Origin of the sequence: Bradyrhizobium sp. Ai1a-2 (assembly GCF_000426245.1) — a bacterium.
Lineage (GTDB): Bacteria > Pseudomonadota > Alphaproteobacteria > Rhizobiales > Xanthobacteraceae > Bradyrhizobium.
In genome coordinates, this window is the sequence record NZ_AUEZ01000001.1 from 287,451 (window position 1) to 310,447 (window position 22,997).

General features: G+C 61.2%; 17 protein-coding genes and 1 pseudogene. 11 read left to right on the forward strand and 7 right to left on the reverse strand.

The window, feature by feature from the left end:
* Window positions 1-46: 46 nt before the first annotated feature.
* Complete coding sequence (locus tag K288_RS0101325; protein ID WP_244443010.1) at window positions 47-1,039, reverse strand: polyphosphate kinase 2 family protein; 993 nt, start codon at window positions 1,037-1,039, stop codon at window positions 47-49.
* A 378-nt stretch (window positions 1,040-1,417) separates the two neighbouring features.
* Between K288_RS0101325 and K288_RS44260 the strand changes: the two genes are divergently transcribed.
* From K288_RS44260 to K288_RS44290, 7 genes are all read left to right on the forward strand, one after another.
* Entirely contained in the window at window positions 1,418-2,056 is a 639-nt protein-coding gene (locus K288_RS44260) for a hypothetical protein (RefSeq protein ID WP_043159130.1), read from the forward strand.
* 58 nt (window positions 2,057-2,114) lie between these two features.
* Window positions 2,115-2,765: a hypothetical protein gene (locus K288_RS44265; RefSeq protein WP_064737287.1), complete on the forward strand. Its 651-nt coding sequence runs from the start codon at window positions 2,115-2,117 to the stop codon at window positions 2,763-2,765.
* Window positions 2,766-2,767: 2 nt separating this feature from the next.
* Window positions 2,768-4,072, forward strand: coding sequence for a hypothetical protein (locus K288_RS0101345; protein ID WP_043159058.1), 1,305 nt, complete (start codon window positions 2,768-2,770; stop codon window positions 4,070-4,072).
* A 21-nt stretch (window positions 4,073-4,093) separates the two neighbouring features.
* Complete coding sequence (locus tag K288_RS44270; RefSeq protein ID WP_152535335.1) at window positions 4,094-6,172, forward strand: carboxypeptidase-like regulatory domain-containing protein; 2,079 nt, start codon at window positions 4,094-4,096, stop codon at window positions 6,170-6,172.
* A 12-nt stretch (window positions 6,173-6,184) separates the two neighbouring features.
* Window positions 6,185-7,249: an aminotransferase class I/II-fold pyridoxal phosphate-dependent enzyme gene (locus K288_RS44275; RefSeq protein WP_051334267.1), complete on the forward strand. Its 1,065-nt coding sequence runs from the start codon at window positions 6,185-6,187 to the stop codon at window positions 7,247-7,249.
* On the forward strand, window positions 7,246-9,624 hold the full coding sequence (locus K288_RS54000; protein WP_027577965.1) for an OmpA family protein: 2,379 nt from the start codon (window positions 7,246-7,248) through the stop codon (window positions 9,622-9,624). The genes K288_RS44275 and K288_RS54000 overlap by 4 nt, the downstream gene beginning before the upstream one ends.
* A 71-nt stretch (window positions 9,625-9,695) precedes the next feature.
* The gene (locus K288_RS44290; RefSeq protein ID WP_064737281.1) at window positions 9,696-10,523 is read left to right on the forward strand and encodes an amidohydrolase family protein; all 828 of its coding nucleotides are present in this window, start codon (window positions 9,696-9,698) and stop codon (window positions 10,521-10,523) included.
* Here K288_RS44290 and K288_RS44295 read toward each other — a convergent pair.
* From K288_RS44295 to K288_RS0101385, 4 genes and pseudogenes are all read right to left on the reverse strand, one after another.
* Complete coding sequence (locus tag K288_RS44295) at window positions 10,508-11,839, reverse strand: sigma 54-interacting transcriptional regulator (RefSeq protein ID WP_152535336.1); 1,332 nt, start codon at window positions 11,837-11,839, stop codon at window positions 10,508-10,510. The two genes, K288_RS44290 and K288_RS44295, sit on opposite strands and share 16 nt — an antisense overlap.
* Before the next feature lie 555 nt (window positions 11,840-12,394).
* A pseudogene (locus K288_RS44300) lies at window positions 12,395-13,618 on the reverse strand (ABC transporter substrate-binding protein).
* A 252-nt stretch (window positions 13,619-13,870) separates the two neighbouring features.
* The gene (locus K288_RS44305; protein ID WP_051334268.1) at window positions 13,871-15,376 is read right to left on the reverse strand and encodes a HAMP domain-containing sensor histidine kinase; all 1,506 of its coding nucleotides are present in this window, start codon (window positions 15,374-15,376) and stop codon (window positions 13,871-13,873) included.
* The gene (locus K288_RS0101385; protein ID WP_027577966.1) at window positions 15,373-16,092 is read right to left on the reverse strand and encodes a response regulator; all 720 of its coding nucleotides are present in this window, start codon (window positions 16,090-16,092) and stop codon (window positions 15,373-15,375) included. The genes K288_RS44305 and K288_RS0101385 overlap by 4 nt, the downstream gene beginning before the upstream one ends.
* A 790-nt stretch (window positions 16,093-16,882) precedes the next feature.
* Between K288_RS0101385 and K288_RS0101390 the strand changes: the two genes are divergently transcribed.
* Together K288_RS0101390 and K288_RS0101395 are read left to right on the forward strand one after the other, a co-directional pair.
* Window positions 16,883-17,581 (forward strand): dihydrofolate reductase family protein, encoded by a 699-nt coding sequence (locus K288_RS0101390; RefSeq protein WP_027577967.1) that lies wholly within the window; start codon window positions 16,883-16,885, stop codon window positions 17,579-17,581.
* Between the two features lie 10 nt (window positions 17,582-17,591).
* Window positions 17,592-18,878 (forward strand): NAD(P)/FAD-dependent oxidoreductase, encoded by a 1,287-nt coding sequence (locus tag K288_RS0101395; protein WP_027577968.1) that lies wholly within the window; start codon window positions 17,592-17,594, stop codon window positions 18,876-18,878.
* 7 nt (window positions 18,879-18,885) lie between these two features.
* Here the strand turns inward: K288_RS0101395 and K288_RS0101400 are convergent, their stop codons facing one another.
* Together K288_RS0101400 and K288_RS0101405 are read right to left on the reverse strand one after the other, a co-directional pair.
* A complete protein-coding gene (locus K288_RS0101400) occupies window positions 18,886-20,187 on the reverse strand; it encodes a sorbosone dehydrogenase family protein (protein ID WP_027577969.1) in 1,302 nt (433 codons plus the stop codon).
* A gap of 96 nt (window positions 20,188-20,283) precedes the next feature.
* Window positions 20,284-20,853 carry a GrpB family protein gene (locus K288_RS0101405; RefSeq protein ID WP_027577970.1) on the reverse strand — a complete coding sequence of 190 codons (570 nt, stop codon included), beginning with the start codon at window positions 20,851-20,853 and terminating at the stop codon, window positions 20,284-20,286.
* Window positions 20,854-21,616: 763 nt separating this feature from the next.
* Between K288_RS0101405 and K288_RS44310 the strand changes: the two genes are divergently transcribed.
* Both K288_RS44310 and K288_RS44315 read left to right on the forward strand, forming a co-directional pair.
* Window positions 21,617-22,162 (forward strand): site-specific integrase, encoded by a 546-nt coding sequence (locus tag K288_RS44310; protein ID WP_051334269.1) that lies wholly within the window; start codon window positions 21,617-21,619, stop codon window positions 22,160-22,162.
* A gap of 263 nt (window positions 22,163-22,425) precedes the next feature.
* The gene (locus tag K288_RS44315; RefSeq protein WP_051334285.1) at window positions 22,426-22,662 is read left to right on the forward strand and encodes a helix-turn-helix domain-containing protein; all 237 of its coding nucleotides are present in this window, start codon (window positions 22,426-22,428) and stop codon (window positions 22,660-22,662) included.
* Window positions 22,663-22,997 lie beyond the last annotated feature (335 nt).

Sequence of the window (22,997 nt, forward strand, 5' to 3'; positions counted from 1 at the left end):
GCGACCGACGAGATGTGCGGCGGCAAGTCTCTTTTGGACAGAGGCGTCAGGCTTCACGCGCAAGTTCGGCACGCGCGGCCGCCAGCTCCTTCTTCTGCTCCGCGCCCAGCTTTGGGTATGCAAGATCGAGCTGCTCGACCGCCTCGACGATCGCCGCGGCGACGACAAGCCGTGTGAACCACCTGTTGTCGGCCGGTACCACATACCACGGCGCCTGCGCCGAAGCCGTGACCCGGATTGCGTCTTCAAAAGAGCGCATGTAGTCGTGCCAGAATTTCCGCTCGTGGATGTCCGAAGGGGAGAACTTCCAATTCTTCTCCGCGTTGTCGAGGCGCTTCATAAAGCGCTTTTTCTGCTCTTCGCGCGAAACGTTCAGGAAAAACTTGAGGATGACCACGCCTTGCCGCGTCAAATAGTCCTCGAAGTGCGCGATGTCGGCGAGCCGTTCGTCCCAGATCCGCTTGCTCATGAACCGCTGAGGCAATTTCTGCCGCTTCAGGATATCCTCGTGCACGCGCACAACCAGGACTTCCTCGTAGTAGGAGCGATTGAATATGCCGATCCGCCCGCGCTCAGGCAGACGCTTGACGTAGCGCCACATGAAGTCGTGGTCGAGGTCTTCTTGCGAAGGCTGCTTGAACGAGAAGACCTGACAGCCTTGCGGATTGACCCCTGACATGACGTGTTTGATCGTGCTGTCCTTGCCAGCAGCATCCATGGCCTGGAAGACGAGCAGCAACGACCAGCGATCCTGGGCATACAGCATGTCCTGTTCTTCCGCGAGCCACTGGGTGCCGCGTTGAAGGAGGTCGGCAGCTTCACCCTTGTCCATCTTCAGGCCGCGCGTATCGCCGGGGTCGAAATCCTTCAATTGAAAGCCCTTGCCGTTAGTGACGCGGAACGGGTGGATGTATTTCTGGATTTGGTCGAGAATCTCTTTTCTCGGCATAGCGGGACCTCCCATTTGTGAAGAGACAATCTCGCTCGGTCGGCCAGACGGCGCGAGATTTGAGTCAGAAACCGCGCGTAACGTTTTCACTGTATCATAGCAACGATGCCCGCTGCGCCGGCCTCCGCGGAGACCGGGAAACCTCCCTCGAAGAATTGATGCAGCGCAACGATGCGCTGCGGCCGGGCAACGGAAGGGACAAGCGCAGCACTGCGTTGCGGCATCGACGGCTGAGTTGGTATCGCGCAGCTTGTCAGGTGACCGCCGAAGACAACTTCGGCATTGGCTCCGCCGTGCCGTCGCCAACCGAAGCAAGCTTCGCCCGTCGGAATCTTCCCACATCGATAAATGCTTGAAAAGCCGAACCCTTATGAGTTGGCACGCCTTGTGCTGTTGAATTGGCGACGGAGATCGCATGCCGATCGCATGCGCGTCCCGCATACGGCTGGCCAACGCATGGAGGACGAAATGCAGAATCCGCTCAGCGAATACAACCCGGAAATGGAAATGTTCGAGTCGGAGCAGTTCGAATGGTCCGGCGAGACGGAAGGCGAAGTGATCGGCGAGGGCGAGTTGATGGAGCTGGCCGCCGAACTTCTCGAGGTCAGGGACGAGCAGGAGCTCGACCGCTTCCTCGGCAACGTCTTCAAGAAGGTCAAGCAATTTGCGGGCTCTGCGGCAGGAAAGGCCGTTGGCGGAGTGTTGAAGGGCGTGCTGAAGAAGGCATTGCCGATTGCGGGAGGCGTCGCGGGCACGTTCTTCGGTGGACCGGTCGGCGCATCGATCGGCAGCAAACTGGGTTCGATGGCCTCCGGCCTGTTCGAGATGGAGCTTGAGGGCCTGAGCCAGGAAGATCGCGAGTTCGAGGCCGCGAAACAGTTCACGCGCTTCGCCGTCGATGCGGTGAACAACGCCGCCGCCGCTCCTGGCGGAAACCCGGTCGCTGTCGCGCGCTCCGCCGTCGCAGCGGCGGCACAGCGCTATGCGCCGGGACTTCTCGACGGCGCTTCGGCAACGGGACGACCGCAGTATGCGGGATATGGCCGGCCGCGCGCAGGGCGGTGGCGCCGTATCGGTCCGAACAAGATTCTCGTCGAGAATTGTTAGCAAAATGACCGGCGGTTGTTGCCAGCGCTGCGCGTCCAGGCGTGGCACGGAGGATATCATGCACGACATCGATCGTACGCAGCTTGAAGCAAGCATGGAGTATCAGGAGTACGAGTTTGCCGGAGAGTTGCAGGAAGTATTCAACGAGGGCGAACTGATGGAGCTCGCCGGCGAGCTTCTCGAAGTTCGCGACGAGCAGGAGCTCAACTATTTTCTGGGTGACCTTGTCCGCAAGGCGGGCGGGGCCATCGGTTCGGCAATCCGATCTCCGCTCGGGCAACAGCTCGGCGGCATCTTGAAATCGGCGGCGAGAAACGCGGCGCTGCAGGCTGTGCCGGTCGTCAGTGATGCCATCGGCACGCGCGTCGGCGGACGGCTCGGACCGGCGATCGCGAAGGGACTGACTGCATTTGGGACCACCGCGCTCGGCGAAGAGTACGAAGGCGTCAACCAGGAAGACCGCGAGTTCGAAGGCGCAAAGCAATTCGTCCAGCTTGCCGCAAACACGGTCAAGAATGCGGTTACGGCGCCCAGCAGTGACAACCCGCAGCAGGCCGCCAGATCCGCGCTCGTGACCGCCGCACGCGCAATCGCCCCTGGCCTGCTGAGCGGAGGAGCTGCGGCGTCGGCGGCCCCACGCCTCGGCCATGTCCGCCACAGCGGTGTCTGGTACCGGCGCGGCAACAAGATCATCCTGCAAGGTGCGTGAGCATGGCACTCGATCCCTACACACGAGCGATGCTGCTGCACGAGACGCGCGCCCTGATGGCGCGGCTCGCCAGGGTGAAGTCGTTCGCGCTGCAGGAAACGATGTTGCCCGCCGCTGCGCTGCTTCCATCTGCCCAATCGGCCATCGACAAATATCTCGTGGTCGGACGCCGCCAGCTTCGTCGGAATCTGCGCCAGTATCTAGGCTGGCTGCAGCATCCCATCAGCGACGTGGCGACGCCGGAAGAGGCGCAGCGGCGGTTCACCATGCTTCGGCTGAAGTTCAACGTGGTGCTGACGCAGTTTGACCTGTTCTCCGATGTCATCACGCAGCGGAGCGAGAACGAGATCGGGGTGTGGCTGGGCGGTCTCGACGTCGTCTCCGCCGACGCACTTGAGCTGCCGCCTTACTACACGGCGCCGCCGGTGATCTGCTACGTCGATCGCGACATTGGAGCTGCCATTCGCCGCGCGCGAACGCGGCTGCCGGGCGGCGGTATGAACCCGGTCGCCGTCATCCGGGTGCCGCGCGAGCGCATGGTCGGCACCGGCATTGCCTCGTCGCTGGTGCATGAGGTCGGACATCAGGCCGCGGCGCTACTCGATCTCGTCGGCTCGCTCCGGCCGATTCTCAAGGGGTTGCAGCGCGGATCGGTCGCAAGCCGGTTGCCATGGCAATTGTGGGAGCGGTGGATCTCGGAAATCGTCGCCGATTTCTGGTCGGTGGCTCGCGTGGGCGTCGCGTCGACCATCGGCCTCATGGGCGTGGTCAGCCTGCCCAGACCTTTCGTTTTCCGACTCAACGTCGACGATCCCCATCCGATGCCGTGGATACGCGTCAAGCTCAGTGCCGCGATGGGGGAGGCGCTCTACCCGCATCCGCAGTGGCAGCGCTTGGGCGCGCTGTGGGAGTCATACTATCCGCCGGTTGGGCTTGCGCTCGAGACGCAGACACTGCTCGCGCAATTGGTCGAGAGCATGCCGGCGTTCGTGTCGGTGCTGCTCCACCACCGCCCGAGGTCATTGTACGGGCGGTCGCTGCTCGAAGTGATGGATATTGCGCCACGGCAGCCGGCACGGCTCGCAGCGCTCTATCGCCGATGGGGCGCCAACCCGTCGGAAATGTATCGCGCACCGCCGACAATCGTGTTCGCCGTCATCGGCCAGGCGCGTGCCGACGGCGACATCAGCGCCGAAGACGAATCCGCGCTGCTGTCGAAATTGCTGACCTACTGGGCGCTCCGCGCCACCGTGAACACAACCGAACTCTGCGCAGCGGTTCCTGCCATGCGCAAAGCCGCAGCCTAGTGATTACCGATGGAGGATCAGATGACGAGTGAGACCAGCAGCAGCAGCGAACGCGGTCGAGTGGTGGGCTTCGTGACCGATACCGGCCCCGGAAATAAAACACTTGGCCCGGTGGTCGATGCGCGCGTCGATGTCTACGGGCCGTTCGAGGCGTCACCCAGGAGAACACCGGATGCCCCGCCGAGGTCGGCGCAGACGGACGTGACGGGGGGCTACACCATCGAAAACCTCGATCCTGGACACTATTGGGCGATATGTGAGGCGTTCACCCGAACGGGACGTCAGCCAAAGGGACATGCATTTCAGGTCGAGCCGGGAGGTTCAACGCGGCAGGATCTCCAGCTCGAGGTAGGCTTGCAGCTCTCCGCTACGATCCAGGCAGCAAGCGGCGATCGCGACAATGAGCTCGACACATCCAGCTTCGTGGAGGCGGGCACGCCGATCAAGCTTCGCGCGAACTATAGTCACGATCTGATGAAACAGACCCTGCTTAAGTTCGCGGCGAGCCAGGGAACTCTGATTCCGATTCCGAACTCTCCCGATGAGATGATGCTGATTACATCGGGCGTCAGCGGGGCGGTCGATCTTTGGGCCAATATCGCCGAGGCCAACAGCCCGAACATCACCGTTGCAACAAGTGTGATGGTGCTTCCCGCAAAGACCCAGCCAATCAGTGGCCAGATCGGTGTCACGCTGCAGCGTTCGGCTTCGATACCGACTCCTGACCTCGGACTATGGGCGGCGATCCGCACGCACGAGAAGGCGATCTCGTTCGGAGGCATCGGCACCGGAGTTGGCGGGCTGAAGGGCTATCAGGGTTTCATCGAGCAGGTCCTTTGCCGTGGCCCGAACGGGCTCGCGGTGCCGACCGATCCTTGCGAGCGCCATCCCGGCGTCGAACTGCTGGGGGAGAAATCGGCACTCGCCAAGCAACTCCCGCTGCACGGCATGGCTGCCTACGAGCTGCTCAAGACGGCGACGGAAATCTTCCTGTTGTGGAATTGCGGGGTCGCAATACGCACGGCCGATTCCTGGGGAAATCCGCTGACGACGGCCGAGGAGGAAAGCGCGCGCACCGGGCTTCCGGTAGGGCAGGTTATATCCATGCTCGCCAATTTCCTTGGCAGCAATCGTCTGCCCTATATCGAGCGGATCGTGCGTACGGCGTTCCCTGGCTATGTCAGCGGCAACAGCGTGTTCTGCACCAGTGTTTTGTCGCAACGCGTCGATTGCGTCTGCCTGATCGAGCTGATCTGGTCATACTGGCACGAGGAAGCGATGCTCGTGCAGTCGATGAATGCCATCAGCCGCCGTTTCCAGAACGTCCGCGGCATGGGTGACCGTGATCCGCTCGCGCATGTGACGATCGATCCGCTCCGGCCGTTGAACAATCTGCTCTGGGGCTATGTTCAGGACGAGCAGAACCGGCTGACGGTCAACCGGCGCGGAGCGGAATACGACCATGAATACGGTATCGCGCTGCGGGGGAAGGCCATCCAGGCTCTGCGTCCGGCAGACAGCCGCTCGAAATTCCTGGAGGGATTCCACAATCTCCTGCACCTGTGCAGCATCTTCTACAAGGAAGACAACGACACGACCGTTATCGCCGACGGCTTCCCGCTGCTCAATGCGTTGAAGGAGGTTCATCTCCTGCTGGCGCAGGGCGCGCACAACCAGTTCGGCGACTTGCCGTGGACCGCACGCGTCGAAATGCTGATGCAGCAATGGATGCTGGCGCGCCCGGAGATGCGCGACTTCCTGCAGAGCCGGCCGATGGTGCCCTATACCGAGGCGTGGATGCCGCAGGTTGACACCATGAAGACACTGCAGGGATGGACCGACGTCACCGTGACACATTTCCACGATCTCGCGGTGTTCGGAGAGCAGATCCTGCTGTCGGTCCGTTACGGCGACTGGATCGCCCTCAACGACGAGAACCACGCCAAGAACTGGGCGCGGTACTGGCGGCCGGAAATCCAGGGCTACATCCACGCCTATCGCACCGCCACCGGCATTGATCTCACCAATCCGGATACCGTCGACTACACCATGCCTGCCGTCCATCTGCAGAAGCGGCTGGCCCTGCAACGGACACGATGAGATGTGGCGGCCATGTTCGACTTCACTTCGGCGCTCTATCTCGGGCTGCGCCACCCAAGCCCGTCGCTGTTGCCCTGGATGGGGCTCACGACGGGCAAGCCCGCCGCCCTCGAACCGCCACCGGGCAGCGTCGCGACGGCTGGAAATTTCGCGGCGCTTGTCGGCTGCGAACGCGCGACGCCGCTTGCCTCGACGCTGCATCTCTTTTGGGACCTTTTCGGATGGCTCGCACGAGATCGAGTGAGGATCTACATGGATAGCGGTACTTATGCCGTAGCAAAATGGGGCGTCGAGCGGGTCGCGGCGCGCGGAGTGGCCGTGCGCACGTTTGCCCACCATGACGTTGCAGGATTGCGCGCGCTGCTGCAGGGCGACCTCCGGGCAAACGACCGCGCCATCGTTGTCGCCGACGGCTTCTGTCCGAACTGCGGTCGGCCCGCGCCGATCGGCGAATTCTTGCAATGCGTTGAACCTCGCGGCGGCTACGTCGTGCTCGACGATACCCAGGCGCTGGGCGTGCTTGGAACGCTGGGTGGCGGTTCGCTGCGATGGCATGGTATCAGGTCGCCTGACGTCATTGTTGGCAGCTCGCTCGCAAAGGGGTTTGGCGCACCGATGGCGATGCTTGCAGGCAACGCCGACGTCATCCGGCAATTCGAAGAGCAGAGCCAGACCCGCATCCACTGCAGCCCTCCGTCGCTCGCGGCCCTGCATGCCGCGGACCATGCACTGTCGATCAATCGCGTGCAGGGCGATCGTTTGCGACACCGTCTGGCGCAACTGATACGGCGATTCCAGGCGGGGCTGGCTTCGATCGGCCTCGCCGCCGATGGCGGTCTGTTTCCGGTGCAGACGGTGCGGCCGTCGGGCCTTTCGGCGGAAAGCCTGCACCAGCGTTTGCGTCACGCCGGCATCCAGACCGTTCTGATGCGACATTGCCGCGACATCAGCCTACGCGTCGCGTTTCTCATCACGGCGCTGCACCGACATTCCGACATCGACTACGCAGTCAGCCAGATCGCGCGAGCTATCTCGCGTGCTTATTCCACCCATCAACCGACGGGGAGGGTATCATGACATCGTATTTCGAGTTCGAGGCCATCCCGGAGATCGGCGAATTTCCGGCGCAAGAGTTCGAAGAGGAGCTTGCTGAAGGCGAAATCGAACAGGAATACGCTCGCCGCAGATGGGGTGCAGGGAGAGCGCCGTCGCGATATGTGCGAGGGCGGCGGCCTTCGCGGCCACCGATCAAGCCAAGGCGGTCCTGGCCGAGACCGCCATTCGGGCGGCGGCGCCGACCGCCCTATGAGGACGTGCCGCCGTCATTCCCTGTCATTCCATGGCGCGGATCGATTGCCTACGCTGAACCGCCCGTCGTGCTGCAGGACGAGCCGCCCCCGGCCGCTCCCGCGATGGACGAGCCGCAGGATCAACCCGCCTCCGGCGCACCTGACACCGCCGACGCGCAAGCCGACGCGCCGGCCGCGGACACAGAGACCTTCGAGTACGAGAGCGCCTTCGAGACCGGCAACGAATGGGAGTTCGGCGAATTCGAACTGACCGGGGAGGTGCCGTCAAACCGGTATGTGAGGGATTTTTCCGGACCCGCCGCGGAATGCGTGGCAGCGTTGCGGACAGCAGGGAAGACCAAGGCCCAGGCGCTCGCCATCATCAATGCCCAGATTGACACGGCAATCAAGATGCTGCGCACGGCGGCCAGCAAATTGAAGCAGGGCGGCCGGTCGGCCGCGACGCGACAGACGTTCCTCAAGATCTTCAGGGTGACGCCTGAGTTCACACCGACATGGCTGAAACAGACCGCGGAGATCAAAGATCGCGGCGACGTTGTCGCGGTCCGTTGCAAGCGCGTGGCAGATCTATTGGCCAGCGGCAGACTGAAGCTATTCTGTCAGATCAATTCGACGAATTGTCCGGATTGCGGCAACGACAATAGCGACTTTGCCTGCTCGAGCTGGGGGCAGGAGAGCCGGGTGCCCGGCCGGAGCAACGTGATCTGCCTCGGAAACGCGTTTTGGCGGGACATGAAAGCTGGCCGGACCTCCTCGCTGTTGGCCACGCTGATGCATGAGCCTTTCCACATCTACTTCGGCCGCTACGTCACCGAGCATGTGGCGGACCGCGGAAAGTTCGGCGGCATTAATTGCATCGTGCGCTTCGTCTTCGAAGCCAACGGACGCAATGCACCCGATCGCGTCAACCAACGCTGCACGGCGATGGCCGTCAGGAAAGAACTGGAAGCGGAATCGCCCTTCGGCGAATTTGAAACGCTCGAGTTCGAGGCTCCGGCCGCCATGGAGTTTGAGACGGCTGTTCGGATGCCGTCGCCGGGGGCTGTCCCCTGTCCAGGTTTGAAACTACCCGAGGTGATCGACAAGTTCGAGTTTGATCGCGACAGGCTCCTGCCGCCCCACCTTGCGTTGCTCCAGCGCATTGCCCAATGCATCGTGGCGACGCAGAGCACGGGACGGCCGGTGCGTCAGGTGCGCGTCGTCGGCCACACCGATCCCGTTGGAGACGACGCCTACAATCTGGCGCTGGGGCGTCGGCGCGCCGAGCAGGTCAAGCTCGGTCTGCAGAAGGCGATCGAAGGCTTACGTCCGGTGCTCGCGGGGCGCATCGATATCCGCGTCGAAACCGCGGGGGAGGGGCAACCGATTGCCGGGAACGCCGCCGCGAGCCGTCGCGTCGAGATTTTCGTCGAAATCCCATTCCCCGTGCGACCCCCGCCGCCGCCCCGGCCAAGGGTGACCACCATTCCGCGACAGTGCAGGTTCCGCTCGACCGTGCACGGGCTCAAGTTCGTCAACTCATTCGCCCTGCCATCTGCGATCACAACACCGCTTTCCCGGCTCGGCATTCCGATCGGCTCGGGCGGTTACGGGTTATGCGGGGGAATGTCGTCATTGGTCGGCGATCATTTCACCTTCGGCGTCCCGATCCCGGCCACGACGAGCATTCCGGCAACAGGAAGTGCTCTGCATACCAAGCTGGTCTCGCGTCAACTTGACTCGCTCAACCTCAACCTGTCCTCGATCGGGCCAGGTTTCGGTGCTCCGGTGCTGAAGTTCTTCGATTGGATGGGGCGTCCAACTTCGGGCGCCCCCAACAGCACCGCGGCGCTGACAACGCTCGAGCTTGCCCGGGTGATCGCGCGGCTTCGGCGCGGACAGGTCGTGGTGATCGGGCTGGTGCTGGTTGACCGGACGGGTTCGCTGACGGAGAACCACCAGGTGCTCGTCCACTGCGCGACCCTGAAAGCACCGGGACTGATTGAGCTCCACATCTACGATCCGAACTTCCCGATGCGCAATGACATCCGGATCGAGGTGAAGACGGTCAGCCGCGAAACGACGCCAACGGAGCTTGTGGGTAGCACACGGCGACCCATTCGAGGCTTCTTCGTCATGCCGTTCACGCCGCAGCGACCTTGATCGGATCGCCGCGATGGGCATGGCGCTCACCGCGGCGGCCGCCTCGACTGCAGTGCGACGAGGATCGTGCCGTGATTATCGATTGCCATTGTCACGCAGGAAAGGGCGATGGGCTGACCGGTCCGTGGGATACGGCGGCGCCGCTCGGAAAGTATCTGCGCTGGGCGCAGCGGGCAGGGATCATCCGCACTGCGATCTTCGCCGCATTCCACTCCGACTATGCGATCGCAAACCGTGAGGTCGCGCGAATCGTGGCAAGCCGGCCAGACCGGTTCTACGGATTGGCCTTCGTTCACGCCGCCCGCGACCGCGGACGCATCGGACAGATGGTCAAGGTCGCGATCGAGCAGTACGGATTCGTCGGCATCAAGGTGCATCGATACGATGCGCGTCTGTCACGCGAAATCTGCGACGTGGCACGCGCGTTTTCGGTTCCAATCCTCTACGATCCGGTCGGCGAGGTTTCGATCGTCGAACTCGTAGCCACCGAATATCCGGATGTCGCATTCATCATCCCGCACATGGGAAGCTTCTCCGACGACTGGCGCGCGCAGCACAGCCTGATCGATTACCTGGCGCGGCATCCCAATATTTTCACCGATACATCCGGCGTGCGGCGCTTCGAGCTGCTTGAGCAGGCGGTGCAGAGGGCTGGCGCGCGCAAGATCCTGTTCGGATCCGACGGGCCTTGGCTTCACCCCGGAGTAGAACTGGAGAAAGTGCGGCTGCTCGGTCTGTCTCCGGCGGACCTGAAACTGGTGCTCGGCGGCAATTTCCTGAGACTAATCTCGGGACGACGACCTCAGCGGCCCGCCCTGCCTGAGATGACCACCGTCGAAGCTGCTCCGTTGCAGGTCGCGTACCGGGATCCTTGGGGCATCGATCACTCCGAGAGCTGACCACCGTCGCCGTTCCGATGGCGCTTGGCTGCGCGGCGCATCTGCAATGCGCGGTCCGTGACGCCGAGCCGGCGTGCTGCATCGCGCAGGCTTCCATTGCCTTTTTCCACCGCGATACGCGTTGCGGCATCGGCGGCAGCCTGGCTGATCTCCTTCAGGCCGACTCCAAGCGAGAGGGCATGGGCAATGGAGCGCTCGAATTCCGGAAGCCGCCAGTTGTCCTTCGAAGGGATCTCCGTCGGATGCTCGTCGTCAGGCAGATCGCCAATCGTAATGGGGCCGGGCCCTACGTGCCGGCTGCAGATGCGTACGATCAGCTGGCGTAGATCGCGGACGTTGCCGGGATAGGGACGCTGGAGCAGATATTCCCGCACCGGAGGGTCGAAATCCGCCACCGAGAGATCGGGCAGCAGGGCACGCAGGAAATGGCACGCTAGCGGCAGAACGTCTTCATGCCGTTCCCGCAGCGGAGGGAGGCGGAAGATCCATCCGCCAATGCGGTGATACAGGTCGTGGCGGAACTGACCGTTCGAAATGCTTTGCAAAAGGTCCCTGTTGGTCGCCGACACCAGGCGGAAGTCGCTGCGCCGCCAAGTGTTGCTGCCGACCCGCTTGTAGGTCCCTTCCTGAACGACTCGCAAAAGCTGTGCCTGCATGGCGGGAGACAGCTCGCCCACTTCGTCAAGGAACAAGGTGCCGCCATTCGCCTCCTCGAAGGCGCCGTCACGGGTGCCAACAGCGCCGGTAAACGCACCTCGTTCGTGCCCAAAGAACTCGCTGCCTGAGAGTTCCGGCACGAGCGTGCTGCAGTCGACGGTCACGAGATCGTTGCGCGAAGCCCTCGGATCGAGCTCATGAACGAGCCGGCCGACCATCTCCTTCCCGGTGCCGCTCTCGCCGATCAGCAGCACCGCGGCATTGGTGAAGCGCCCGACCTCCACGATCTGGCGCAACGTCGCCTGCCAGGCTGGGCTCTCTCCGACGAGCTTCTTCACGGACGGAGCCTGGATCAATTCATCGACAACATGCCACCGATCGAAACGCGCTTTGACCGTTTGGGCCATTTCAGGCCCCGACGACCGGAGAAGCACGTCCGACGCTCCCGCCAGCCGCAGCTGCCAGGCTTGCGCGCTGTCTATTTGAACTCCGGCGATGGGAACCGCCAGCACGCGCTTTGCCTTGTTGCTGCTGACTTCGCGCACGAGTTCGTAGAGTTCGTCATCAATGTGCGAGAAGCAGATGATCCCATCGTCTGCCGGCGCAGCAAAATCCAGCGATTGGGTTGCCACCCCGCCATCGGACAGCCAGTCGAGCATGGCCTTCCTGGCGAGCGCGTCCTTTGAACCACAAAAGTATATCCAAGGCTCCCGGTGCATGAGGCTTCCCCAACATGACCGCGCAGCACAAATAATCGATATGGCCCCGTCAAATAATCTTGGTCCGCCGACGGCGAGGCGGCCTCAATGCAGACAGCGATACTAACGGAGTTACCGCGTCCTGCAACTAAAGTTAACAATCAAAATATCGTACAATGTGAGGGTGAAGGTGTCTTTTGCTGGGGACGGCGAGAAAGCACCCGATCTAACAGTTAGTTACATCAAAGTTTCGCGAGACAATCGAACCAGCGAACCAGCGAAACGGCGCAACGGCGCAACGGCCCTAGCGACATATATTCGCATGCAACTTATATTTAGTATCTTTGATGAATGCAACCAGCGTGGATTTTGCGGGATCCCGTCTTGTTGTCTTGTCGCCAGCAAGGCTGGGCTTCAGGTATCAAGGCGAACGCACTGGTGGATGCGATCGGCCAATCGGCCCGTGCCGGAGCATGATCCGGAAAATGGCTGCCGGCTTTCCGAAAAGATCAGGATCTAATTGTTCGGGGCATCCGAAAACGCGGTTTCGATCACATCGCCGATCGGCTGCCAGGTCTTGCCGTCGAACTGGATCAAGCGCATCTGCCTGATTGGTCGAAAGTTGCTCTCGCTGGTGTTGATCTTGATGCCAGGCAATAGCGCGGAAGATGCAAAATCCTTCAGGGATGCCGCCTGACGCATCACGTTCTCGCGGGAGAGATCGTCACCACATTGTCTGAGCACCTGCGCAAGCGTCTCAGCCGCGGCGTAGCCGTAAAGGGCGGCACTGCTGTCCTTGTCTCCGGTCGGGTAATATTTGTCCATGAAGGATTGCCAGTCCCTGATCGCCGGATCGTCCTTCCACGCCGGATCGCTCGGATCCTTCAGGAAAGAGGCTGAGATCGCGCCGACGGAGTTCTCCACGCCCGCCGGCTTCAACGCGGTGCCTATTGCGGCAGCCTCATCGTTGAGAAGGAAGACCGGATGTCATTTGAAATCCGCAGCCAAACGGATCACTTGTGAGGCGGTGGTAGGCACACCTGCAAAAACCAGAATTTCACCGCCCGATCGCTTCAGGATCGAGACATGCCCGTCGATATGGGCATCCGCAATATCAAAGGCGACGCCGACGATGATCAGGCGCGTCAAGTCGCCGAGCCCGTCCTGGATTCCCCTATAGAGCTCGCGGCCGAACTGATCGTTCTGCCAAAGAACCACGATTTTGCGCTGCGGATAGAAGGCCTGGATGTAGTTGGCGTAGACGCGACCTTCGGCGCGGAACGATGGCTGCCAGCCCATCGTCCACGGAAATGTCTTGGGGTCACTCAATTCCTCGGCGCCGGAGGCCACGAACAGCTGGGGAATTTTCCTTTCGTTCAGATAGCGCCGCACCGCGAGGTTGCCGGGCGTTCCGAATGAGCCGAACATCAACAGGACGTTTTCCCGCTCGACCAATCCGCGCGTGAGATCAAGTGCGACTGTCGGATCGGAATTGTCATCGCGGGAAATGAAGCGCACCTTGCGGCCGTTGATCCCGCCGCGCTCGTTGATCATGTCGAAATAGGCCGCCTCAGCCTTTCCGATCGCCGCGAATTCCGCCAACGGCCCGGTATAGGGCATGAGGTTGCCGATCCGGATTTCGCTGTCCGTCGAGGAATCTTCGGAACGTTGCAGAGACATCGCACTGAGCGATGTCAGTGCGATCGCGAGAACGAGCAGCATCCGGCCTGCTACGTTCATCTGCAGTGCCTCCATCTATCGACCGTGTTGAGCTTGACCCGGGTCGAAGGAAGTCATCTGTCGGCGAGGTGAGCCAAAGAGGATTCGATCATCCTAATTGGTGCATTTTGAGGCGCTGATGGTTATCCATTCGGAATTCCCGTTCGCCTGCTGCTCGCCGGCGAGATGATAAAGCGAGATAGTTCAATATGTTAGCCCATCGATTTAATATGTTAGCGCATCGAAAGGCATCATCTCGCCAGGTCAGTTTGCTCAAGCAGAAGCGCCGCGGGTCGCCGGTTCAAGAACATTGATGTTGTCTTTTGCTCCTGCGACCGTGACACGGGTGCTGACGGGACAAGGTCCGCCATCCTGCGGTGGCAGGCTAATGGCCGCGCGCAGCCCCTTCTGCTCATTGATCAATGTGATATCTCCGCCGTGGTGGCGGACTATCGTTCGCGCAATAGACAGACCGAGACCGACGCCTCCAGTTTCGCGGTTCCGCGAATTCTCCATCCGAAAGAAAGGCGTGAAAACCTGCTCCTTGGCGCTGTCGGGGATACCGGGTCCATCATCCGAGACGATGATTTCGATGCCATCTGCTCGCCTCTCCACAGCGACCCGCGCCCGCTCGCCGTAACGGACGGCATTTTCGACGAGGTTACGGCACGCGCGGCGCAGCGCATCTGGTCGGCAGCTGTAGCTGATCTTCGCCCCCTCGGAAAACGACACATCGTAACCGAGTTCGGCGAGATCGTCGCAGAGACTTTCCACAAGCGCTGAGAGGTCCACCGTACGCGTAGCTTCTGCGGTGGCATCCTCGCGGGCGAATGCGAGGGTTGCCTCCGTCATTGTCTGGATCTCTGAAATTGTGGAGAGCATTTTCTCCCGCACTTCCTGATCGGGTACGAATTCTGCGCGCAAACGAAGCGAGGTCAGGGGCGTGCGCAGATCATGGCCGATGGCAGCCAGCATTCTGGTTCGATCGTCGACGAAGCGATGCAAGCGCGCCTGCATGCGGTTGAATGCCTCGGCCGTGCGTCGGATATCGTCGGGGCCGGTTTCCGGCAGCGGTACGATCTCCTGACCGCGACCAAGGGCTTCGGCCGCTTCGGCGAGACGACGCAATGGCTGCGCGATGCCGCGCGCGGCGAATACTGCAATGATCGACAGCAATAATGCCGACAGGCCGAGCGTGACGGTGGATTGGGAGGTCCAGAAGCCGTCTTGCGCGGGTTTGGCAAATGCAGTGTTCAGCCATGCGCCGTCCGCCAGCTGAACGGCCAAACCCATGCCGGTGGCGTCATCGAGATAAAGAAACTTCGCCGGCCGCGACAGCGGCCAAGCTTCGGGCTTTAGATCGATCCATTGCGAGGAGGTGGCGCTGCTACTGCTGGCAGTATTTCGAGCGAAGTCCAGTTTCACCTCGGGCGCGCTGTGGCCGGGAAAGGATACGCGCGGCAATGGCTGTGCCAGACGCTCCCACGCCTCCTCCCGCCATGCGGGGGCATCCTTCAGACCGCTGGTCGATATCCAATATCTCGCTGAACTGGTGTTGCTCGCGTTCAGGATATCCGTCTGAAGCGCCGGAGGCGTCGCCTCCAGGACCCGGGCGAGCGAGGCGCACCGGCTGAATATCTCGCCCTTGGCGGCCTTCCGAATCGCCTGCCCGTGCTCATCCCAGGAAATGAAGAACACGACTGCTTGTGACAACACGAGGGACAGCAGCGTGAAACAGATGAAGCGGGCCGCCAGGCTGCGCTTCCATAAGCCCATCATGGCCGTTCGACCTCTGCGACGAGGCTGTATCCACCGCCCCAGTGAGTCTTGATCAAGGCTGGTACCTTCGGGTCGGCCTCGATCTTCTTCCGCAAGCGACTGACCTGATTGTCGATGCTCCGATCGAACGGATCGGCATCTCGGCCGACCGTCAGGTCGAGGAGCTGATTGCGGCTGAGCACCAGACCGGGATGATCGACAAAGGCGCACAGGAGGCGGAACTCCGCCGTGCTGAGCGGCACAGCAACGCCATCATGTCCCACCAGCTCACGCCGGCTGACGTCAAAGGTCCACCGATCGAAACGTACGATCTTGGTCGCGAGCCGACCTTTCTGTGGCGGCAGGCTTTGGACTCGGCGAAGCACCGCCTTGATACGGGCGAGGAGTTCGCGCGGATTGAATGGCTTGCACACGTAGTCATCGGCGCCCATTTCGAGGCCGACGATCCGATCGGTCTGCTCCACCATGGCAGTCAACAGGATGACGGGAAGGTCGGTGGTGCTGCGGAGATGGCGACAGAGGGACAATCCGTCTTCGCCTGGCATCATGATGTCAAGAACCACGAGGTCAAAAGCACTTCGTTCGAGCAAATGGCGAAGTGCGACAGCACTCTCCGCGAGGCTGATGCGGTAGCCATGCTGCATCAAGTATTTGCCGACCAGATCGCGGATGTCACGATGATCATCCACGACGGCGATGTGCGGTGCGCAGTCCATCTAGTTGCTCCGTTCCCCATCATACCGAAGTCCTGCGCCCAACCCATCGGAAAAGTGTAACAGAATGTATTGGTCGCATAGGATCGACTGAAATCAGATGCGTGCGGCATAGCGTCCCCGACGGCATCGTGGCGTCAGATCACGATCACAAGTGCCGCCCTGTTCTGAGCTGAAACGTCCCGATGGCGGGTTCCCATCTCCGTTGAGACATTCCAGGCACAAGCAGTTGCAGGAGCCTTGAACCTGTCGCGAACATTGCGATGCAGTGTTCCTGAGACAGATCGCGACAATTGTCGGTAGCGGTCGGCAAAGTTCTGCGACAACCGGACCCCATCGTGCGCCCGTTCAACGAAGCAGGAGCGCTACATGTGCGATGCGATGGATGCCGTTTCTCGCAGGGCAGTTCCGGAGAACTCGAGTGGCCCATCAGCCGAGGGCGACGAAGATCACGCCAGTTGGAGGAGGCTATCCCTTTGGAGAGCCGCATTTCGGATAAGCTGCCTGCTTGTCTTCATGTTGCGGAATACGTCCACCTCGGCCGCGCCCCTTGATCTGACCTATGGCGCAGGTAGCATGGCAGTTTCGCGCCTTGTGACGGAGAGCGACTGTTTGAGGTCCGAGCAGAATCTCAAGTTCGTGTGCGGAGGTGACCGACTTTACTTCGGCCCGTTTCGATGAGGCCAAGCGAACGCTTTTGGGCACTCGCGGCCTATCGCTGCCGTGTTTACTGACTATGTTGGTAATACCGAAGGGCGGCTGAACGTCGATCGCAATCCCGGAAAAGGTTCACATGAAACCGCATGTTATCTGCCTCATGGCTTCCAGTGTGGACGGTCGGACGTTGTCGAGCCGGTGGCGGCCCAAGGGCGCAGCCGGTAACCTCTTCGAGCGCGTGCACGACGAACTTGCCGGCGACGCCTGGCTCGTCGGCCGCGTTACCGGCCAGGAATTCGCCAAGGGCAAGCCATACCCTGCGTCCACGAAAGAGACGTTCCCGCGTACATCCTGGTTCGTCCGACGTGACGCGGGTGTCCCTGGTGTGATCCTCGACGCCCACGGCAAGATCGCGTGGGGCCGGGCGGACATCGGCGGTGATCCGATTGTGGTTGTCCTATCAGAAACGGTGTCCGATGCACACCTGGCCGGTCTGCGCAGCGAGGGAGTATCCTATATCTTCGCAGGAAAGTCCCAGATCGACCTGGCGCTCACGCTGGAAATACTCAATCGTGAACTCGGCGTGAAGCGGCTGCTGCTCGAAGGAGGGGGAGGGACCAACGGTGCCTTTCTCCGCGCGGGCTTGGTTGAGGAGTTGAGCCTGGTTCTCTGTCCGGCCGTTGATGGCGCGAAGGGCGCGCCGAGCGTGTTCGATTCCGCCCAGGAAGAGGCCGACCAGCGCGCCCCTGTCGAGGCGATGACGCTGGAGAGCAGTCAGCAATTGGAAGGCGGCGCGATGTGGCTCCGCTACCGGATCCAGAACGCGGATCGCTAACGCTCCCAGCATGGACACTCCGCAATCAGATATCATCGTCGTTGGTGCGGGCGCCGCGGGCCTTATGGCCGCCCGCGAGCTGGGACGCGCGGGCAAGAAGGTGACGATACTGGAAGCGCGCGACCGCTGTGGCGGGCGCATTTATTCGCTTTCGACCGAGGAGTTCGGATATCCGGCGGAAGGCGGCGCTGAATTCGTCCACGGCGAGGCACCTGTGACGCACGCATTGTTGCGCGAGGCCGGGCTTTCGCTGGTGCCAGTTCATGGGACGCGATGGAATGCGGAGCACGGCGCGTTTTCGCGAGACGAGGCGCCGGATCTCGGTGCTGATCGCCTTGGCCAGGCCCTGGCGGACTTGAAGACCGACGTCACCGTCGCCGATTTTCTGGAGCGACACTTTGCCGGCCCCGAGCACAGTCGATTGCGGCATTCCATTGTGAGGAGGGTCGAAGGCTATGACGCGGCCGATCCGGCCTTGGCGAGCACCTTGGCGCTTCGCGATGAATGGATGAACAGAGAGCCGAGCCCGCAGGCCCGCATCGCCGGAGGCTATGGTGCCTTGATCGCCTATCTGGCGGCTGAATGCCGGAGGCAAGCCGCCGTTATTCACCTGAACTCCGCGGTCAGGGCGATCGAAGCGGCTGATGGGCGCGCGTTGGTCCATTGCGCCAACGGCGAAAAGTACGCCGGCGACAGGGTCATTCTCACGGTACCTCTTCCTGTTCTGCAGGAGATTGTGCTTCCGCATGCGGTAGGTGAGAAGTTTGCAGCCGCGGCGAACATCGGCTTCGGCAGTGTCATAAAGATCCTGCTTCGTTTCAAGACGCAGTGGTGGACAAGCGGCAAGGGGAGGAACCTGGCCGACCTGTTATTTCTGCTATCCGACCAGACGGTTCCGGTCTGGTGGACGCAGTGTTCGACTGAGCGTCCCGTGCTGACCGGCTGGGTCGCTGGTCCGAACACGACAGGCTTGGCTCACCTCGACGAAAACAAACTGATCGAAACAGGGCTCGCCTCGCTTGCCGATATGTTCGGACTTTCTCCCAAGAACCTGACGCTGGACCTCGTCGCGGCGAGAGCAATCAACTGGGGGCACGATCCGTTTGCGCGCGGAGCATATTCATACGCCACGCCCCGAACGCGCGAGGCGCAGTCGGTGCTCACGAGCTCAGATGGCGCTGCGGTGCTCCTCTCCGGCGAGGCGCTCTATCGCGGACGGGACATGGGCACTGTGGAGGCGGCGCTGGCCAGCGGCCTGGAGACGGCGCGGACCATCATCGCCGCTGATCAGATCTGATGCCGCGTCACTCGCCCGTCACGCGCCAGATCACATCACCAACATCGTCCGCCACCAAAACAGAACCGTCGGGGCCGAGCGTGACTCCGACCGGTCGTCCGTAGGATTCCCGCTCATCCGGTGCAAGGAAACCGCTCAAGATGTCCCGCGGCGGGCCGGACGGGCGCCCGTTCTCGAAGGGCACGAACACGACCTTGTAGCCGCTCAGCGTGCTGCGATTCCACGAGCCATGTTGGCCGATTGCCATGCCATCGGGAAAGCCCGGAAGCGTGCCGGCCGGCAACCAGCATAGACCCAGCGATGCCGTGTGCCCGCCAAGCGCGTAGTCCGGCGTGATGGCCGTTGCCACCAACGCCGGATCCTGCGGGACACGATCGTCAACCGTCTGCCCCCAATAGCAATAAGGCCAGCCGTAGAAACCGCCGTCGCGGACCGAGGTCAGATAATCGGGAGGCGTCTCGTCGCCGATCCCATCGCGCTCATTGACGACCGTCCACAGTGCGCCGGTCTTCGGCTCCCATGCGAGGCCCACGGGGTTGCGCAGGCCGCTCGCAAAGATGCGGCTGTTGCCGCTCGCAAGATCGAGCTCATAGACGCAGGCGCGCCCTCGCTCGACCTCCATGCCGTTCTCGGCGATGTTGCTGAGCGAGCCGACCCCGACATAGAGCTTCTTGCCGTCGGGGCTCGCCAGCAGGCTTCGCGTCCAATGCCCGGCAGGCTTGAACTCGACAAGTTTGCGCCCCTCGGCGGTGATGCGGCTCGCGTCCGTCGCATAGGGAAACGCCACGACGCCGTCGGTGTTGCCGACATAGAACATGTTGCCTACCAGCGCCATGCCGAATGGCTGGTTCAGCCTCTCCATGAATGTCTCTCGTATTTCTGCGACGCCATCGCCGTCACGATCGCGCAACAGCGTAATACGGTTCGCGCTGACGCCAAGTGCATTGGCTCGTCTCATCGTCGCCTGCATCGCATAATGGAATACGCTCCTGGGAGGGCCCGCCACCTGCGTCGCCTCGGCAATGAGCACGTCGCCATTCGGCAGCACGTCGATCCAGCGCGGATGGTCCAGGCCGGCCGCAAATGCGTTGACCTTCAGCCCCCGTCCCGCCACCGGCTTTTGCCCGCCGGTCCAGCCCCTGGCCGTCGGCATCTTGAGCGTCGGGATCGCGCCTTGAGACTTGGCTGACGGAATCTGCGGATCATTGCCCCATGCCGGCTTGGGCGCCACCCCTTGCGACCGACGCCACAAAAGCGCAGCAGCGCCGACCAGCGCGACGAAGCGCGCAAAGAAGCTGGAAAAATTCATCGAGATTCCCTGTTGTTGCCATGGCCTGAACAGCAGCGCGAAAGCGGACCTCGCCGGAGGTCTGTGTCGGGCGAAGTGCAGACGTCGTGGTCCATCCTAGTCGGGGCCGGAGCTTCCACTATCCTGCATCCGCGCGCGCCATGCACGCGCCTTTTCGGTGGTATCTTCGACGAACGTATTTTTTCCGGTCCGGTAGGCTGCTATGTCGTCTATCGACGAGGTGGCGAGGGCGCGCTTGATGTTGGCGTAGGCTTGCGCGGCTTCAGGATGCGCGCGCAGATAATCGCGGAAGACCAGAAGCGTTTCCCAGCGCGGATGAGACGGCTCCATCAAGTGCACATGGTGAGTCCACGGCCCAGGCGGGCCCTTTCGGAAGAACAATTCACCGGGAAGCCAAGATGCGTAGTCTGGTATGTAAATATACCCCAGCTCTTTGATAGGCTCGATGCATCGTTCCTTCGCCTCTTCAAGGCTCGGCACGCCAACCAGCAGGTCGATAATGGGCTTTGAGGGGAGACCAGGAACCGCTGTGCTGCCCATATGCTCAATGGCCAAAACGAATGAGCCAAGAGCCTTTCTAATCCTGTTTCTTTCTTGCTCGAACAACGTAGGCCAGTTCGGATCATAGTCGGCGACAACAATCGAACCGGCTCCATATTTCTCCATCGTCTCCCCCTGATTGCTCGACGTGAAGCTGTATCACGGAGGTAGCGGCCGAGGCGTCACGACCGGGTTATCGTGCGACCATGCTGAAGTCCGCAACGGGGCAAAACCGGCAATGCTCTGATCGAGCAGAAGATTCTGCTTAGCTCCCAAAAGTCGGCATCTAGGACTGAACTCAAATGAGACAAATAAGTGATTGATAGTAAATGCAAACTCTCCGTCGTCCCCATGATGGATTGGAGCGAGCGTTAAAGGTTTTCAAATGGTTAGAGGGCCGCGTGTGCACGACGTGTGCACCGGGAGATCAAAAAAAATCTCACCACAGCCAACGTGAGCAGGCTTGTGGCGCTATGTGCAGGATCTGAATTTCCGAGGGCAGGAGGCGGGCGAGTGCTTACGTGCAGTCTCAGCTGTTCGACGCGGAATGATCGAAATCGTGGGTTAGACTCCCACTCTCTCCGCCAGAGTTGCCATATCTTATTGATTCTAAAATGTTTTTCGAGTTTGCTCCTCGGGTTCATCTCCAAAATCTGCGCTATTTCCGTCCGTTATCTTCACGCCACGAGATACAGCGCGCAGATCAACTGATCCATATCGATCCGATGCACGTCGTAAAATTGGATATCAGGGCGCGCAAAACGGACTGTCTGAGAGCCGATCGATGCCGCTTTCGTACTCTCAGTGGCGGCGAACGCTGCGAACCTTACCGTAGGTTCGACTCCTGCGGCATCATCCGGCGCTACCTTACGCCGAGGCACCGCGCGTCATGGCTGATCTCTCGTCAGCAGGCGGCATCGCGGCATCGATGCTCTACTTCCTGATCTTAACGGCGTGCCGCACCAACGAGGTGGTAGACGCATGCTGGCCCGAGATTGATCGGCCCTCATCGACGTGGAAGATTCCCGGCGAACGCATGAAGATGCATCAGGACCATGTCGTGCCGCTTTCAGAGCCAGCACTCGCGATCCTCGATAAGATGCGTGATAGCTCCGAGGGTGCGTTGATTTTCCCTAACCTCGACGATGGACCGTTTTCAGAGAATGCCATGCTCGCGGTACTGAACCGCCTTGGCTACGGTCACGTTACCGTCCATGGATTCCGCTCAACCTTCGCAACTTGGGCCGAGGAATGCACAGACTATCCTGATGGTGTTCGCGAGGCAGCGCTCGCACACAAGTACAAATCAGAGACCACGGCAGCCTATCAGCGCGGGCGAAAGCTCGAGAAGCGACGCATCCTCATGAACGATTGGGCGCAATTTCTCGAAGGGTCAAATGTCGTCCGCTTCGATAAGCCGGTTAGTCAATTTTAGACAACTCTGCCTGCGTTCAGCCGATGCCGATCCAAGGCTCTGCCTTGCCGGCGGTCTCGAGTTGGAGATGATTTTCGAGGTAGTTGATCGTCCACCTGAGCAGGCGTGCTCCTCTACCCAAAGAAATCGAGGCTGTGGACCGAACAGAGCACGAAGTCGTGCGAGCCGGCATCCGATAATGCACACGGTCCCGTGAGTGCTTTGACTCGAAAAGTCGGTCTGGCATGCTCAGAGACATCCGGGAACAACAGGATGCATCATATATGTCCAGCGCTGTGTCTATCACGTTTGACGCCCCGCTCGTAGCGTCGCCGAAGCAGGCAATGAGGGCTATCCAAGTCTCACGCAAAAAACTATACGAGCTTATCAACACGGGCGAGTTGCAGAGTTATACCGAAGGCAAATCGCGACGCATCATAGTCAAATCGATCAACGACTACATCGAGCGCCGGCTAGCAGCGGAAGCGGTTCGGCGCGGCCGCGCGGCTCCCGATGGATGATCAATCTCGTCGGTAGAGGGCCAAGGGGTGGCCACAGCCGAACCTGCTACCGGATCGTTATGAGCGGCAGAATAGCGATCAGCTTCGCTGAATTTCCTATGTTTTCGTTCGATTTCGATCGCGTTCGTTGCGCTTCGTTCATGCCGTTTCTGGTGCGAAACTGGTGCGGTTGCCCAACTCTCCGTTCGGAGGATATGGACCATCGCGTCGGGGCTCCCTAGCTAGTCACCTACAAAATCGCTTGCGAGGTTTACCCATTTCAGGCGGCTGGATCCGCATGCCTAGAGGGCATCGGCCTCTTGCGTTGCAATTCGATTCCTCCGACGCCCGCGGTT

Coding starts and splice junctions, on each gene's coding strand:
- K288_RS0101385 (WP_027577966.1), bottom strand. CDS start 16,092: ATGGACTGCGCACCGCACATCGCCGTCGTGGATGATCATCGTGACATC.
- K288_RS44270 (WP_152535335.1), top strand. CDS start 4,094: ATGACGAGTGAGACCAGCAGCAGCAGCGAACGCGGTCGAGTGGTGGGC.
- K288_RS44315 (WP_051334285.1), top strand. CDS start 22,426: ATGTCCAGCGCTGTGTCTATCACGTTTGACGCCCCGCTCGTAGCGTCG.
- K288_RS44310 (WP_051334269.1), top strand. CDS start 21,617: ATGGCTGATCTCTCGTCAGCAGGCGGCATCGCGGCATCGATGCTCTAC.
- K288_RS44265 (WP_064737287.1), top strand. CDS start 2,115: ATGCACGACATCGATCGTACGCAGCTTGAAGCAAGCATGGAGTATCAG.
- K288_RS0101405 (WP_027577970.1), bottom strand. CDS start 20,853: ATGGAGAAATATGGAGCCGGTTCGATTGTTGTCGCCGACTATGATCCG.
- K288_RS0101400 (WP_027577969.1), bottom strand. CDS start 20,187: ATGAATTTTTCCAGCTTCTTTGCGCGCTTCGTCGCGCTGGTCGGCGCT.
- K288_RS0101390 (WP_027577967.1), top strand. CDS start 16,883: ATGAAACCGCATGTTATCTGCCTCATGGCTTCCAGTGTGGACGGTCGG.
- K288_RS44295 (WP_152535336.1), bottom strand. CDS start 11,839: ATGCTCGACTGGCTGTCCGATGGCGGGGTGGCAACCCAATCGCTGGAT.
- K288_RS0101395 (WP_027577968.1), top strand. CDS start 17,592: ATGGACACTCCGCAATCAGATATCATCGTCGTTGGTGCGGGCGCCGCG.
- K288_RS0101345 (WP_043159058.1), top strand. CDS start 2,768: ATGGCACTCGATCCCTACACACGAGCGATGCTGCTGCACGAGACGCGC.
- K288_RS44305 (WP_051334268.1), bottom strand. CDS start 15,376: ATGATGGGCTTATGGAAGCGCAGCCTGGCGGCCCGCTTCATCTGTTTC.
- K288_RS54000 (WP_027577965.1), top strand. CDS start 7,246: ATGACATCGTATTTCGAGTTCGAGGCCATCCCGGAGATCGGCGAATTT.
- K288_RS44275 (WP_051334267.1), top strand. CDS start 6,185: ATGTTCGACTTCACTTCGGCGCTCTATCTCGGGCTGCGCCACCCAAGC.
- K288_RS44260 (WP_043159130.1), top strand. CDS start 1,418: ATGCAGAATCCGCTCAGCGAATACAACCCGGAAATGGAAATGTTCGAG.